Here is a 15,260-nt window from a genome sequence, read left to right as displayed (position 1 = left end):
AAGAAGGAAGGGGGGAACTAGGACGGATGACGGACCCCAATGCGCTTTAGGTGTGAAACATGGCGCTTGTTGGGCTGCCAACGAGGCGGTAATCTGGTTATGAGGAACGACAGGCGCGGTCAAGGATAGCCCTCTATGACAACGAGCACAGGAATCGTGGCGGGATTGGAGCAGGCGGCCCAGTGGCTCCGGCAAGCCGAGCGTATCTGCGTGCTGACAGGCGCGGGGGTGTCTGCGGAAAGCGGGGTACCGACGTTCCGGGGCAGCGATGGTTTGTGGGAAGGCCATCGTATCGAGGACGTCGCAAGTCCGGAGGGATTTCGCCGCAATCCCACCTTAGTGTGGCAGTTTTACAATGCCCGGCGAGCCAATCTGCGGCAGGTCCAACCTAATCCGGGGCATTACGCCTTGGCGGAGCTGGAGCGGCGCTGGGGGGACCGCTTCACGCTGGTGACACAAAATGTGGATGGTCTGCATCAGGCAGCTGGGAATCGCCAGGTCCTGGAATTGCACGGAAATCTGCGCCGGACCCGCTGCCTGGGGTGTGGCGAGGTGCGCGATCGCGGCTTGGAACCGCTCGATCCGCTTCCCCGTTGTCCCCGTTGTGGCGGGCCGCTTCGCCCGGACATCGTCTGGTTCGGTGAAATGTTGCCTGAGGAAACCTGGGAAGCTGCCGTTTGGGCGGCCCATAGCTGCGATCTGCTCTTGGTGGTGGGAACCTCTGCTGTTGTCTATCCCGCGGCGTCGCTCATCCCTATCGCCCGGCGCGGGCAGCCTCCGGCTAAGGTTGTGGAGATCAACCTGACGCGCACCGAAGCCACTCCCCAAGCGGACCTGAGTCTGCATGGCCCATCAGGGGTCGTGTTGCCAGAGTTGGTCCGGGCGATGGAGAGCATGCCATGACGGCCCGGCTGTTGGATGGCAGGCAGACAGCGGCGGCGATTCGGGCCGAGGTGGCAGCTCAAGTGGAGCGGCGCCGGCAACAAGGTCTTCCACCTCCTGGCCTGGCCGCGGTGCTGGTGGGTGATAACCCCGCCAGTCAAGTCTATGTCCGTAACAAGCACAAAGCCTGCCAACAAGTGGGCATGGCCTCGTGGGTCCACCAACTTCCCGCCGACATTTCTCAAGAGCGGCTGCTCGACTTTCTCCAGGAGCTAAATGCCGATCCGCGGGTCCATGGGATTCTAGTGCAATTGCCCTTACCGCGGCATATTGACGAGTTTGCGGTTCAGCAAGCGGTGCTCCCCTCCAAGGATGTGGATGGCTTTCATCCTGAAAACGCCGGACTGCTGGCGTTGGGACGCCCCCGCTTTTACCCGTGCACTCCACACGGTGTGCTTCAGTTGCTTTGGCGCGCAGGTTATGACACACTAGGGAAAGAGGTGGTCATTGTCGGCCGGAGCAATATTGTTGGCAAACCGTTGGCGTTGATGCTCTTGCAAAAGCGCACCGCCCAGAATCCGGCGGGTGGCGAGGCGACGGTGACTGTGGTTCATACCCGTAGCCGGGACCTGCCTGCTTTGTGCCGGCGGGCGGAAATCCTCGTGGTCGCCGCGGGGGTCCCTGGGATCATCACCGCGGAGATGGTGGCTCCGGGTGCGATTGTGGTCGATGTGGGGATTCATTCCGTGGAGGGCCGGTTGGTCGGCGATGTGCATCCCCAGGTGGCTCAGATTGCCGCAGCCCTTTCCCCCGTGCCCGGTGGAGTGGGACCGATGACCATCGCCATGCTCTTGGTGAACACATTACAAGCTGCTGAACATATAGACAGTAGAGGATCGGCTTCGGAGCTGTTCCCTCGCAGTTTCCGCTTGGGTCTCTGAGCACCGCCAGCAGCCAATGTCAGGATGACCCGCAAGAGGCGGCTCCCGACAGCGAACCACTCTTCAGCAGGTCCGGCGCCCGAATGCCCCAGAGTTGTAGCGGGGCTGGGTGCAGCGGCATCATGACATGGGAGGGAGCAAAGCGGTTATGATGGTCAACCTGACGACAGCCACCCGCTTGGGCCTGAATCTCTCCGTGTTTTTGGGAGTATCCCTGCTTCTGTATCTAGGGCGGAGCATCTTCATCCCTTTAGTACTGGGCGTGTTACTAGCGACCGTTTTGCATCCGCTAGCCCGCTTCCTCCAACGGGTGGCTTATCTGCCCCGCTTCTTCGCCTGTGTAGGAGCGATCCTGGTCTCATTGCTGCTGCTGCTGATCATCACGGTCGCACTGGCTATTTCCGTGTCGCGGACCATCGAGGGTTTGCCAAAAAGCGAGGACGAATGGAAGCAACAGTATCGCGAAGTGCAGCAGAACCTGAGCCTGCTCTTTCCTTATGGGGTGGAGCGTTGGCTGCCACCGGACCCTGATCAATCCAACGTCTACCGGGCAGCCCGTGATTTCTTCGCTGGTTCCAAGATTTCCGATGTTCTGGCGGCCTTGCTGGCTCGGACCAGTGAGTATGTTTGGTATGTTATCCTAATCCTCTTCATCACCCTGTTCCTACTCATCGAAGGGAGCATGTTGACCGAAAAAGTGCGGGCGATTTTTGGACCAGCGGAGGATATTCAAAATCGCGTCACGGCGGCAGTTCGGGAGATGGCCGAAGCGATCCGGACCTATTTGGTCTGGCGCACCATCATCAACATCATCTTGGGGATCGTATTAGGGGCCATCTACAATGCTGCTGATCTCAAATATTGGTACCTTTGGGCCATCCTGGTCATTCTCCTCAGTTATGTTCCGTATTTGGGCACAATCGCCGCGGGTATTCCTCCGGTGCTGGACGCCATGCTATTTGTCAATCCGCTCATGGGGTTGATGATTCTGGTCATTTATTCGGCGATTGTCACGATAGAAGGGTACTTGATCGTCCCATGGATCATGGGCCGGAGTATGGACCTGAATGCAACCACGGTGATACTGGCTTGCTTGTTCTGGCAGGAGTTGTGGGGTGTAGCTGGTCTTTTTCTGGCGATGCCAATCATGTCGGCGATTCGCGTTGTTTGCATGCAAGTAGAAGGTTGGGAGCGATGGGGACAGCTTTTGAGTTCCGGACCAGCCCAGCAGATGAAATTGAATAATGGGGAGACGCATTACGGGGGAGACCAGGAGAACAAAACCCTGCCGTCACGTGGGACCAGCGGTGGTGTGGCGGCTGGACCATCGCGTTGACGTGGGGTTGGAGAACTGGAACGGCGGGAAAAGATTGAGCCACCGTTATGGGAGACTAGTGGTTAGGCGATGACGAGCACGACGCGGAAACCGATGGTTTCTGAGGGCGCATCAGGCATGTGACCGCGCCGGGCCGCACTACGGCAGTCGTGCGCGGGGGATTCCCAGCAGCCGCCACGGATGGTGCGCAGGGTTCCGGTTTTCGGGCCGGTTGGGTCCTCCGAGGGACTGTCGAAGTAGTAGTATTCGTCGAACCAGTCCTGCACCCATTCGAAGACGTTGCCATGCATGTCGTGCAGGCCCCAGGCATTAGCCAGGGTCTGGCCGACCGGAGCTGTGCTTTTGCCACCATATTTGCCCCCGGAACCTGCGAAGATGGCGTACTCACCGGTCAACTGCTTGCCGCAGTAAAAGGGCGTGGTGGTTCCGGCACGGCAGGCATACTCCCATTCTGCTTCCGTAGGCAGGCGGTAAATGCGATGGTGGATTTCCTCTTCCGGCATGCGGCTGAGGCGATCGCAGAAGCGCATGGCCTGGTCCCAGGTCACATTTTCCACGGGATGATCGGGTCCACCGCCGCGATGCCGCCGGAACCGGCTAGGATTTTTGTTCTTGACCTTCTCGTATTGCTCCTGAGTCACGGGAGTTACAGAGATATAGAACGGCTTGGTGATGCGGACTTCATGCTGGGGCGATTCCCCCTCGCGCCGCCCCGGTTCATCCTCCGGCGACCCCATGAGGAAGGTGCCCGGATTGATCCGGACGAAGGTCATTCCGATGGAGTTACGGATGATCCGCAGTCCGGCGGTGGTGCTGGAAGGACTGGTAGAGGCAATGGCAGCCGCGGCGGCCCCGGCAGCAGTGAGAATGGCGGCAGCGGTGTGGGCTGCCGCTTCACTCGCTTCCGGCTTGCCCCGGATCGTCACCGATGGAGCATGAATCACGGACGAGCCAGGATCCCGTAGGGAGATCAGGCGGGAGCCATCGGGTATTTCGCTGGGCGGAGCTACCGTGACCTGCGCCAGCATCTCCCCAAGCGCCACCGCGTCCTTGGGTCGGCGGTCCGGCCGGGTGGACAGGCAGGCTTGCAGCACGCGTGCTTGCGAGTCGGTAAAACCGTAGGGGCGGAATTCCTCGATCCACTCATTGCCGACCGGAGCAGAAGCAGCGGGATCACGGCTGAGCAGTTGATACCAGATCATGCCTAAGGCATGCACGTCGTCACTGGGGGCGGGAGCTTCCTTCTTCATCTGCTGGGGGGAAGCATATAAAGCCGTGGCGGAACCCCGCTGGCTGAGCCGCAATTGCTCGGCCCGCGGCCCGACCCGGGCAATCTCCAGGGACCGCATGCTCTCGATCTGTCCCCAGCCGTAATCGGCGATCCAAAGCGTGAACTTGCGGTCATCCGTTGGCTTGAGCAGAATGTTGCTCGGTTTTAGGTCTCGATGTATGATGCCCCGCTTATGAGCTTCGGCCACGACTGCGGTGATGCGGCGCATCAGTTTCAAAGCGGCTTCGGGCTTGGGAGTGTCGTAGCGCCATTTCCACTCGTAAAGTAACCCGCCCAGATCGTAACCAGATAGGAAGGGCGACTCCAGAGCGGCCGGCTCTTTGACGTCGTGAGGCAGATAAACCGAACGCAACGGGACGATGCCCGCAATGCCGTTGAGGGTAAACACTTTTTGGAATAGCTCCGCGCTGCTGCGAACACGCTCGTTGCTTTCGGGGTCCACCGCCAGCTTGATCACCGCTGGAGAAAGCTCCGGTTGGCTCGGATGCTCGGCAACCCAGGTCTCCGAACATTCTCCGAAACCTCGTAGCTCCACGAGCTTCCATCCTTCCAGAATCGGCGGTTGATCTCCGGGGCGGTAACGGGGAATCCGTGGAGGTAGGAAAGCCGCGAGTTCCTCCGCTTTGAGAATCTGAAACTGCTCGGGAGCTGTTCGCCCTTGTGGGTCCGAAGGACGCCGGAACATCTGCCGGACCGTTGCCGGCAAGGCCCGCAGGTAGTCCCGCAACTGTTCTTTGGGCACCGCATGTGTCAACGACAAATCCTCAATCAATTCACTGAGGCGGCGTTCCAACTCCGGCCCTTCCACTGCCGCGCACATCTGAAAGGCTAGCCGCTGATCGGGACCGACCAGCTTGCGGTGCAGATAATCGAAGGCCGTCCGCGTGACATCTGAAAGTACGTCAGCAAAGGGCCATTGACCCAAAAGGGCCTTGCGCCCCTTCTCGCACAAGGCCTGAGCTACACTTTCCAACAATGCTTGCAGCAAAGGCATGGCACGCCCTCCTTATGAAATTGATGGAGCGGCTGACTTCCAGCGAGTGCTCTCCGGGCGTGGCGAGTCTATCTCTACTGTAAAGCTTCTCGCCCGCCTGCACAAGGCGATCTCGCCTTTTCTGGGGAAACACTCCTTTCCGCCTCACTGGCCAGAACCGCTAAACCAAAGATGCTCGCAAAATGCGACTTCTGGTGGGTCTTTCGTTGCCGGTAGGCTGTGCGCTTGCTTCCGCACCGCCCCCTTGTGATAACTCGCGCTTACTAATTCGACGTTCTTGGCACCGGAGAAGTTCAAAAACTCTCCACCGGGGACTCAGCTTATTCTGGCGAAAACACCTGCGCATTCTCTGAGGCCCAGGCTTTCTCCTAGGTGACTCCGGAAAAAACGGAACCGCGAATCGGCAACCGGCTGAGGTAGCGTATGGTAGGTCCAGTTTTCCTGCGGCTCAAGGCAAAAAAACATGCCTGAAGGTAAGCCCAGAGGATGTACCGCAAGGAAACCTTCGCTTTCGTGCGGAACGGGTGAAGGCGTCCTTGGCCTCACTTCTCTGCGCGGGACTGTTCCAGCGCCATCGCAGGCGCAGTGATTGCTGCTGTGGAATGGGCTTCCCGCGGAGGCGGTGAGGAGGCGGCCACCTCTGATGGTGGCGAAGCGGAATGAAGGCGCATCGGCCGTGCCAATAACCAAGCTGTCGGAGCTATGACCAGTACCATCCCCAACAGGGTCAGCACATTGACTCTATGGCCAAAGAGCCACACGTCGAATGCCAGAGCAAACACGATTTGGGTGAGGCCCACCACCGAGACCGCAGCGGGAGCACCGCCGACAAATGCTAGCGTCAGGAAGATCTGCCCCACGAGAGCCGCCAGACCCATACCCAAAAGTTTGATCCAGGCAAAGCCTTCCCCCAAGCGGTTCAAGGAATGCTCCTGGGGTGTGAAGAGGAAAACTACAAAACAGACACCGGTAGCCACGGTGGAGAAATGCACGACCACCGCCGTCGGGTCGATCCCTTTGAGAGCGTGGAGGCCTAACATAGCGACCGCAGTAAAAAGTGCCGCCGCTAGAGCCGCCACTACACCCCAGTTCCGTTCTGCAAAATGGGGTTGCTCCACCAGAGCAACGCCGACAATGCCCGCCACGATGGCCATAAGAATCGCCCGGCTTGGTCGTTGCCCGTACAATGGCCACGATAACAACGCTACCCATAGCGGAAACGTGTTCGTCAAGGTGATCACATCCGCCGTGGGAAGTTTACCAAATGCGTAAAAGGTGCAGACCATGCTGCAACTGCCCGCACCGCTCCGTACCCACAGGCGCCACGGTGTCCAGACCAGCCGCACCCCCGCTGCCCGTGCCAATAGCACCGCAAACACCGCCACCAGGCCGGCCCGAAAGAGCGCGGTGGTTTGCCAGTCACACGTCCGGGACACCTGCACCACGTCGTGCACCAACACCGCCATAATGGTGAAGGAAAAGCTGCCGCACAACATCAGCAAATAAGGCCGGATCTCCGCGCTGCTGCTCATGGAGACAGATTAGGCATTGGCAGTAGCTCCGGCGCGGGGCTAAACCTGCGTGAATGATCGGTATCTGAACTTTGTCATCGGAAGGTGTCCCTCTTTTCTACCAGAACACGTTCCTCCTTTCTGCCTGAAAACGTTGACTTTCCACCGCAAAGCTTCTGCTAGTCTAGAGGAGAGCACGAAACAGGTTCTCCCATGCACAATAAATGAGCGGAGGAGAGGCCTCCGCTGTCTGCTAGATGTCACCACGAAGTTACATCGCGGGAAGAGAGAGGTTCACTCCCAGCTCCCCACGATTTCTCCCCCGCTGCGTGTGCCCAGAGCACGCCAAGTAGCCAGCGGTATATTGCTGCTCACGAAGCGCACCGAACCATCCATGAGCAGCACGTTAACGCCATTCGGATGATAGCTCCGGCTGGTGATCACCGCGTAGGTGTCCCCCAGGTTCGGTTCCCGTGCGCTGACAAAATTGACGTCATAGCCGCCGTAATACATCGCCGTATTCGGGGGAAAGACTGTCGTAAAACCCGTCTCGTCCACCTTGCCGTCCACCCACTCCACATGGCAGACCTTGCTCGGATCAAACGACAGGCTGATCCCGCTCAGCCCGAAGGTATTCGCCAACTCCCCTGGAGTAGTCGGTGGTGGCATCGGGGTCGGAAAACTGACGGTATTCGGGGAACCTAGTACCTTAGGCGTGAATGCCTTGACTTCAGCGATTCCCAGCGTGTTGCTCATACCGTCGGTGAAGTCCGTCGCGCGATAACCGCGGTTAGGCCCAAAGGCGCCGTCTCCTAGATACATCCCGCCGCTTTTGCGAATGAATACGGCCCAACTCCCCTGATTGACCGCATAGTTGATGATCCAATGCTTGTGCCCATAGATCGGGTCCGTGCCGTAACCTTGATCCTTGACCTCGGAGGGACAAATGAAGGTGGCGACACGTTGGGAAGATACCCCCGGCTGGAGATTGTAACTCTGCGTGAAATCGATATTGCGGAACAGATTTTCCTGTTCGATGTACGGAAGTATCCGGGACATGGCGGACCAAGCATTGGTCGTCACAATCATGCCTCCGCTGGACATGTAATTTCCATTAGCAGGCAAGCCATTGTTCACATCCATATAGTTGTGCATCGCTAGCCCAATTTGCTTGAGATTATTGGCACATTTGATACGTGCTGCCGCCTCGCGCACCTTCTGGACCGCAGGCAGCAGCAGCCCAATTAGGATGGCGATGATCGCTATTACCACCAATAGCTCGATCAAGGTAAAAGCTTCGCACCGCAGAGGGACGCGTGAACAACGCTGTCGTAGTGGCATCACCAAGACTCCTGAATAGTGGGCAGGAAGCGGAAGTAAAGTGACTGCTTGGCGGCGGTAGGTGAGCACCGGGGGTGGTGGTCTTCGGCTCCTATCCTCGTCGCACAGGTGAAGGTGGAGCCATCGGTGCCTCCCAGAACATTGGCTTAGCAGTCAGCGATGGAATCCAAGCGACGGTCACCCGGACCCCATGTTGTTGCGATTTAGTCGCAACAACACCTTTACTTTAAGTGCTCGATGCCGTATAGTCAAGGTTTGAGACTAGCGATGCAGCGAAAAGGCTATCTTGCGTGGGGGAAATAGTTGCAATTGCATCTCAGTCGCATAAGGAGACCAAGAAATGCTCATGCCAACTAATCCCAATTCGGGGCGTAACAAGAATAACACAGATCAAACGCCGTTGCCTTCATCTCATCAACGGGAAACTGCACCGCCGACAGGTCGCGTCCTCCGCAGCGAAGATATTCTGGCCGGTCAGCGGGAAGTGCAGATTCTGCATGAGGGGCAAACATATCGGTTACGCGTGACACGCCGAGGCAGACTGATTCTACAAAAGTAGCCGTACATCCAAGAGGGCCGAATAAAACGAGACCTTAAGGGCAGTGGTATTTCTGCCAATGATTGGCCCTTCACCAGCTTTCGAGATGGCCCAGGGATAAAGCTAGCCTTGGAATGAATGGCTACCCAAAAGTCAACCAATATTCCCCTCCTTTTGAGAGAAGGGGATCGGAGGCGCCATTTTTGCGGATGGACGGTGAAATGGTTGGTGAATGCGGCGGTCAGGAAGAAGTCACAGCCGGGGTTCGAGCATGCACTAAAGTCGGGATTAGACTATGGACCCCGGCAGGCGCTTTTAGTTGCAGCAAGCGACGCGAGCTCGACTACCACAGCATCCCCGTAAGCCCTTGCAGCGTGGAGCCGGTGCCGGACAGGAGTACACCGGCACTTTCACAGTCGTTTCGTAGGGTACCCATTTGACGAACGTCTGCTTGACGACCTTCTCCACGGGTACACATTTTTTCACCACACGTACGCCGGTCTTTTCTACCAGCTTGTGTGTGCATACATCCATTTCCTTTTCCACGGTTTCATAATAGCAAACCTTGCGCTTGCCTTCTTTCTGGACAGGAACACACTTGCAGACGGTGACTTCCTTTTCAACCCATTGGGGTTCACACACGGTGACTTTTCGTTTTTCTGTCTTGGCGACCCGTTGCAAGGTAGTGACTTCTACTTCTACTTCCTTAGTCACCCGCTGCTTTTTCATGACGGTGCATTGCACGGTTTGGGGGCAGGGCGCATTGCAGGGATCCGCCTTGCGGCAACAGGCCAAGAGGCAGCAGCCACGGGGTTTGACTACGACTTCCACTGTCGTAGGCACGCAGACCGTTTCGCAGACCAGTCGCTTCTGCTTCGTCTTGACTGGTACGCAGTCGTAAGTCACAACTTCAATCTCTTTAGTCACAGGCTTCATTTCACAGACTTTGACTTTTTCTTTGACATATTGCCGTTCCATCACCGTGTACTTGTATGTCTCCTCCTTGGTGCGTGGTTCTAGGACTTTGACTTTTTGTTTCGTGATCGCAGGTTCACAGACGGTGTACTTGTACTCTTCACGGACATCACGCCATTCGTGAACAATGACTTTGACCTCCTTGGTTTCGGTCTCGCATTTGTACGCCGTCACCTTCTGCTCAACGTAGCTGACGGGGCAAGGAGTCGCGCAGGAGGCGGTGCGGCCTCCAAAAGCCGACGCCGCTGCCGGGAAACTCAAGGCTAGCGTAACAGCCGACAACAAACCCCAACTCCACAAACGTCGCTTCATTGGACCAGACTCCTCATCAGATGGTGTACGGGGGTCCCTGACATTCCCTGTACAGTTCCCCCCAAAACCCAGTCACCCTTCCAAAGGGACCATTACCGTCATCCGGTATTTCCTCAATTCTGGGCGCTCATTCGCCCCTCCCCGAAGAAGGTATGTAATAGCTCTGTCTTGGCGATTTCTCCCATTTTCTCCAATCTTCCGCCCCGATACAAAGCCTATGGTTTATGCCGTCGAAGGGCAACAGCAAAATGGGATAAATGGGGCGATTTTTTCCTCCAAGCAGCTAGCGGGGATGTCCGAGTGAAAGTAGTCCTGGATAATTGCCTCTGGCCGGAGCTTTCCTCTCCGGGTACGATCACGGCACCGCCCACGTACGATGCGGATTGGTCCTGAAAATATCCAAATTTTTCTCAGTATCGCTTCCCGCGAGCGAGTTAGGCAGGGGTGAGCACCGTTAACAACATATGACGAAGGAGTGACACTCATGAAACTCTGGCGTATTCCAGCTCACGCTTTTCTGGTTGCTCTCATGGGGGGAATCGCCGCTTGGCCGATGGCGGAATTGGCGGGACAACCCCTCCAAGAGAATTGGATTCCGTTATTCAACGGCAAAGACCTAAGCGGCTGGAAAATCCCCAACCCACCGAGTTCCCAATTCCGGGGGGTGCGGGAGGTCAAAAACGAGGCGGGCAAGGTGACCGCTTTTGTGGGCATCTTGAAGAATGGCCAGGAGGTCACCCTGTGGCAGGTCCGAGACGGTTTGCTCATCGGGGGCGGGCCAGCCAGCCATATCTTCTCGGAGGTCGAAGCGGAGGACTTCCACTACCGCGTCGTGGCCAAGATCAATGATAAAGGGAACAGCGGTCAGTATTTCCGGACCCAATTCGGTCCCGGTTTTCCCAAAGGGTATGAGGCCCAGATCAACGCGACTCACACGGATCGCATTCGCACCGGCAGTTTGTACTTTCCCAAGATCAAAGAGGTGCTGGTACTGGATAAAGCTCCTCACAAACCGGATGAGTATTTCACCCAGGAAGTCATCGCGATCGGCAACCACATCCAGGTCTTTGTCAACGGCAAGAAAACGGTGGATTGGAAAGACCCGAACTTCACATACAAGAAAGGGCATTTTGCCTTGCAGGGGCATGACCCTGGCAGCGTGATGACCTTCAAAGTCGTGGAATACAAACCAATCGCTGGCAAATGAACAGAAACGAGTCCGAGCAATTGAGACCGCAACTGGAACGACGCGGAAGGGGGGATGGACGCCGATGACGCTTTCCGGGGTGTTGTTTGTGGTGATCGCAGCGGTGGTGGCTGTCTCGGCCCTGGGAGTGGTTCTGAGCCGCCACATCGTCCGTATGGCTGTGTGGCTGCTTTTTACCCTGGTCGGCGTGGCCCTCTTGTACTTCCTATTGGGCGCGGAGTTTCTGGGGGCAGCTCAAATGATCGTGTATGTGGGCGGAACCCTGGTATTGCTCGTGTTCGGAGTGATGCTGACGGCTCAGGGTCCGCTCCGGGAACTGCGGACAGCACCGGCGGAATGGGCGGTGGGCGGGATTTTAGCGGGCCTGTTGTTGATTCTGGTGGCTTGTACTCTTTGGCGCTTGCCGTCGCCTCAAGCCAGCATAGGCCCTCTGCCGGGGACAGCCCCGCTTGGTCTAGGATTGCTCGGTGTTCAAGAGACGACCCCAAGCGCTACTCTTTCCGGGCTGCCGGAGAATAGCGAAAAGTTAGGGCGTACCCCCGTAGCGTATCTGCTGCCGTTCGAGATTGTTTCAGTCCATCTGTTGGTGGTCTTGATCGGTGCCGCCTATCTGGCCCGTGCACGAAAAAAATTGGTGCACAGGCAGGCATCGACAGAGTTGGACCGGTCAAACGAAGCAGAATCTGGGGCATCCACGAATCATGGTGCTGCTCCTGAGCAGACGTGAGAGGGTTCATTGGGCCATCGGACGGTGGGTAGCAGCGGGAGATCAGAGCCTGGAGTCTCGGCTTGTGGAGTCTCTTGTCGTGCTGATTTTTGCGATCCCGTGCTGGAAGTCACCTTACCGCCGAAGACGTTGATCCATGATGATTAGCCATCGTTTGGGAGAAGGTGGCTGCCCGGCTCCGACGAAGCTGATCAGAAGGAGGATGGAATCAAGTGGAGGTGGCCTAAAGGACATAACATAACCCACGGAGGAGGCAGAATGGGAGATGCTGGTTTGCACATGGTACTGCTACTGGGTGCGTGGGTTTTCGTGTGCGGTGTGGCGTGTTTGGCGTTGAAGCGCAATGCCTTGGGAGTTTTGATGGGTGTTGAATTGGTGCTAAACGCTTCGAATATCAACCTAATCGCAGTGGCTCATTACAATCCCGCCTTTCGCCTGGAAGGTCAAATATTCGCTCTACTCGTGATCGTGCTGGCGGCAGCAGAGGCCGCGGTGGCATTAGCGATCATTTTGCACTACTACAACACTTATGCCACAGTAGATGTTGATGCCGCCCAGCAGTTGCGCAACTAGTTACGCCTGGAAGAACACGCTGTGCGAATGAGGCCACTGGCCGTGTCGTGCTCCCCGGACCACGCAGGTGCGAGGAGCTTGCCGAACGGAAGCCTGCAGAACACGTGAGAGTAGCCTCGTGCTGCGATAGCAGAGGAAAGTGGACAAGCCATGATACCAGGTTGGGAAGCGACACCCGGACGATTGTATGTTGTAGCGACGCTGTTACCGCTGGCGGTGGTGCTTGTGCTGGCGACAGCCGGGATGCTCCGGGCCTGGATTCGCCCTCTCCGCACGCCGGGAAGCTGGACGGAAACTGTGTACTGGATGCTCGGAGGAGACGTTCCTCTCCGGGCGGGGGCCTTTCTGTCAGTCGCCGCTATGGCAGTAACCGCCTTCCTGAGTTTGGTGGGTCTGGTGCAGTTTCTGTCAGCGACGGACTCCGCCGAACCCGTCCGTTGGGCAGAACGGATCGATTGGGTCCGGATCGGTCCCTTGTCGGACAATCTGACCGCCGGAACGGGCGTGGATCATGCCACCCTTCCTGCCCTGGTTCTGCAAGTGGGATACCGGATCGATGCTTTGACGGCGGTACTCTTCGCCATGGTCGCGGTGGTGGCCTTGGCGATTTTCATCTTCGCTCTGGGATACATGGCGGAAGAAACCCAAACGGTAGTGGAAGATCACGAAGCCCAGCACCAATATCACCGGGATCAACCTGTCGAGCGGCGGGGGCGCTTTGGGCGTTTCTATCTGTTCTTATCCCTGTTTTGCTTCGCCATGCTCCATCTGCTGATTGCGGATAATCTGTTCCAAATCTTCGTGAGCTGGGAGTTGGTCGGCGTCTGCTCGTTTTGGCTCATCGGGTTCTATCAAGAGCGGCCGAGTGCCAGTTACGCGGCTAACAAGGCATTCATTATCAACCGGGTGGGGGATGCGGGTTTCCTCATCGGTATCGCTATCGCCTGGACCCAATTGGGAACGCTCAACCTGGAGGAGATATTCCAACGCCTGAGAGGGGGGACTGATTCCGATGGGAGAGTGCGATACGCCCGCGTGGTCGCGGAGGCTGAAGGGACCGATGCTTTGCCGATAGGGGCAGCGGGTGAAGTTCGCAGAAGAAGCTATGAGGTGGGCGCGGACCGCCAGGGGGGGACCCATGTGCTGCTGCATCCGCTGTCAGGTCGGGGATCTGACGTACCAGCACGCGTGCGCGTTTCAGAACCGATGAGCTTGCAGGACTACGCGGTGATGCCCTACTGGTTGTGGGTGGTTATGGGTGTGGGGATTCTTTTGGGCTGTATCGGCAAGAGCGCCCAATGGCCGCTGCACACGTGGTTGCCGGATGCAATGGAAGGCCCTACGCCCGTTTCCGCCTTGATCCACGCGGCGACGATGGTGGCGGCCGGCGTCTATCTGGTCGGTCGTTGCTATCCCCTCTTTGCTAGCGAGGTTCTGTTGATCACGGCCTACATTGGCGCTATCACCGCTTTTTTGGCGGCCAGCATCGCCTTGGTGCAAACCGACATCAAGCGAGTCCTTGCGTACTCCACGTGTAGCCAACTGGGGCTGATGTTTCTGGCGTTGGGATTGGGAGGGTGGATCGCGGGATTGCTCCATCTGCTGACCCATGCCTTCTTCAAGGCGTTGTTATTTCTGGGAGCGGGAAGCGTGATCCACGCCTGTCACCACGTTCAGGATATGCGGCAAATGGGAGGCCTCCGCCGGAAGATGCCTATCACCGCTTTGACCATGCTGGTGGGGGTGCTGGCCATCTCAGGGGTACCATTGTTGAGTGGATGGTACAGCAAGGAACGCATTCTGAGCCAGGCGGTGGGGTGGGGCTTGTATCAACCGCAGCATGTGTTGCTGTGGCTGTTGCCGTGGCTAACCACGGTGCTGACGGCCTACTACATGTTCCGCTTGTGGCTATTGACCTTTGCGGGCACGCCTCGAGACGAGCAGGTGTATGAGCAGGTGCAGGAGTCGCCTGGGGTGATGACCGGTCCGCTCGTTGTCCTAGCCGTACTGAGTGCAGGTGGGGCTTGGGGCTGGCCGGTGTGGGAAGTGGAGGCCAGTTGGCTGGGCCGGGTGCTGGAACAGGCTCAACCGGCGATGGTTCAGGAATATGTTGAGGTGACAGAACGGGGTCACCATTATCACCTGCTGACGGCGGGTTTGGCTCTGGCCTGTACCCTGGGCGGAGCGGGGCTGGCCTATCTGTGGTTCGGACGGACAACGGTGACCGCGGAACAGTTTCAAGTGCACAGTCAGGTCGGTCGGTTTCTGGAGAACAAATGGTATTTCGACGAGATTTACGATGCGGCGGTGTTGCGTCCCGTGGTCCAAGCCGCTCAGGTGATTGCCCAAGCGGACAAACGCCCGACGGAAGTGGAGGTTTCAGTCCCTGCTCCTGCGGCGCTGGAAGAGCCACCGCCCCGCCGCTTCGACTGGGGAACTCTAGATGGCTGGCTCAACGCCGTGGGCGACCTGGCTGCGGCCGGGGGTGAAGTTCTCCGCCGATGGCAATCCGGCCGCTTACGCTGGTACATCGGGATGCTGGCCTTGACGTCGGTGCTCATTCTGGGAATGCTCGCGGGTTGGAACCGCTGAAGGAAGGTAGCATCCATGAGGGCCACGTGATGATGTTCTG

12 protein-coding genes are annotated in these 15,260 nt (G+C 57.7%); 8 read left to right on the top strand and 4 right to left on the bottom strand.

Annotated elements, in window-relative coordinates:
• Positions 1–135: 135 nt before the first annotated feature.
• From H0921_RS09335 to H0921_RS09325, 3 genes are all read left to right on the top strand, one after another.
• Entirely contained in the window at positions 136–903 is a 768-nt protein-coding gene (locus H0921_RS09335) for an SIR2 family NAD-dependent protein deacylase (protein ID WP_194537793.1), read from the top strand.
• The gene (locus H0921_RS09330; RefSeq protein WP_194537792.1) at positions 900–1,823 is read left to right on the top strand and encodes a bifunctional 5,10-methylenetetrahydrofolate dehydrogenase/5,10-methenyltetrahydrofolate cyclohydrolase; all 924 of its coding nucleotides are present in this window, start codon (positions 900–902) and stop codon (positions 1,821–1,823) included. Before H0921_RS09335 ends, H0921_RS09330 begins: the two co-directional genes overlap by 4 nt.
• A 148-nt stretch (positions 1,824–1,971) precedes the next feature.
• Positions 1,972–3,159 carry an AI-2E family transporter gene (locus tag H0921_RS09325; protein WP_194537791.1) on the top strand — a complete coding sequence of 396 codons (1,188 nt, stop codon included), beginning with the start codon at positions 1,972–1,974 and terminating at the stop codon, positions 3,157–3,159.
• Positions 3,160–3,221: 62 nt separating this feature from the next.
• Here H0921_RS09325 and H0921_RS09320 read toward each other — a convergent pair whose 3' ends face one another.
• From H0921_RS09320 to H0921_RS09310, 3 genes are all read right to left on the bottom strand, one after another.
• On the bottom strand, positions 3,222–5,444 hold the full coding sequence (locus tag H0921_RS09320) for an SUMF1/EgtB/PvdO family nonheme iron enzyme (RefSeq protein WP_194537790.1): 2,223 nt from the start codon (positions 5,442–5,444) through the stop codon (positions 3,222–3,224).
• Between the two features lie 542 nt (positions 5,445–5,986).
• Positions 5,987–6,940, bottom strand: a complete 954-nt coding sequence (locus H0921_RS09315; RefSeq protein ID WP_228499329.1) for a DMT family transporter — start codon at positions 6,938–6,940, stop codon at positions 5,987–5,989.
• A 309-nt stretch (positions 6,941–7,249) separates the two neighbouring features.
• A complete protein-coding gene (locus H0921_RS09310; protein ID WP_194537788.1) occupies positions 7,250–8,296 on the bottom strand; it encodes a DUF1559 domain-containing protein in 1,047 nt (348 codons plus the stop codon).
• Positions 8,297–8,636: 340 nt separating this feature from the next.
• On the opposite strand from H0921_RS09310, the gene hemP reads away from it, so the two are divergent.
• Positions 8,637–8,855 (top strand): hemin uptake protein HemP, encoded by a 219-nt coding sequence (hemP, locus tag H0921_RS09305; RefSeq protein WP_228499300.1) that lies wholly within the window; start codon positions 8,637–8,639, stop codon positions 8,853–8,855.
• 294 nt (positions 8,856–9,149) lie between these two features.
• Here the strand turns inward: hemP and H0921_RS09300 are convergent, their stop codons facing one another.
• On the bottom strand, positions 9,150–10,121 hold the full coding sequence (locus H0921_RS09300) for a hypothetical protein (protein ID WP_194537787.1): 972 nt from the start codon (positions 10,119–10,121) through the stop codon (positions 9,150–9,152).
• A gap of 484 nt (positions 10,122–10,605) precedes the next feature.
• Between H0921_RS09300 and H0921_RS09295 the strand changes: the two genes are divergently transcribed.
• From H0921_RS09295 to H0921_RS09280, 4 genes are all read left to right on the top strand, one after another.
• Positions 10,606–11,328 (top strand): 3-keto-disaccharide hydrolase, encoded by a 723-nt coding sequence (locus tag H0921_RS09295; RefSeq protein ID WP_194537786.1) that lies wholly within the window; start codon positions 10,606–10,608, stop codon positions 11,326–11,328.
• A gap of 64 nt (positions 11,329–11,392) precedes the next feature.
• Positions 11,393–12,055, top strand: a complete 663-nt coding sequence (locus H0921_RS09290; protein ID WP_194537785.1) for an NADH-quinone oxidoreductase subunit J family protein — start codon at positions 11,393–11,395, stop codon at positions 12,053–12,055.
• 279 nt (positions 12,056–12,334) lie between these two features.
• Positions 12,335–12,628, top strand: coding sequence for an NADH-quinone oxidoreductase subunit NuoK (gene nuoK / locus H0921_RS09285; RefSeq protein ID WP_261345467.1), 294 nt, complete (start codon positions 12,335–12,337; stop codon positions 12,626–12,628).
• A gap of 150 nt (positions 12,629–12,778) precedes the next feature.
• Positions 12,779–15,220, top strand: a complete 2,442-nt coding sequence (locus H0921_RS09280; protein WP_194537783.1) for an NADH-quinone oxidoreductase subunit L — start codon at positions 12,779–12,781, stop codon at positions 15,218–15,220.
• Positions 15,221–15,260: the final 40 nt, after the last annotated feature.

It is taken from the genome of Thermogemmata fonticola, assembly GCF_013694095.1.
Classification (GTDB): domain Bacteria; phylum Planctomycetota; class Planctomycetia; order Gemmatales; family Gemmataceae; genus Thermogemmata; species Thermogemmata fonticola.
Note: the sequence above shows the minus strand (reverse complement) of the source record. Positions and strands in the feature narration are given on the sequence as shown.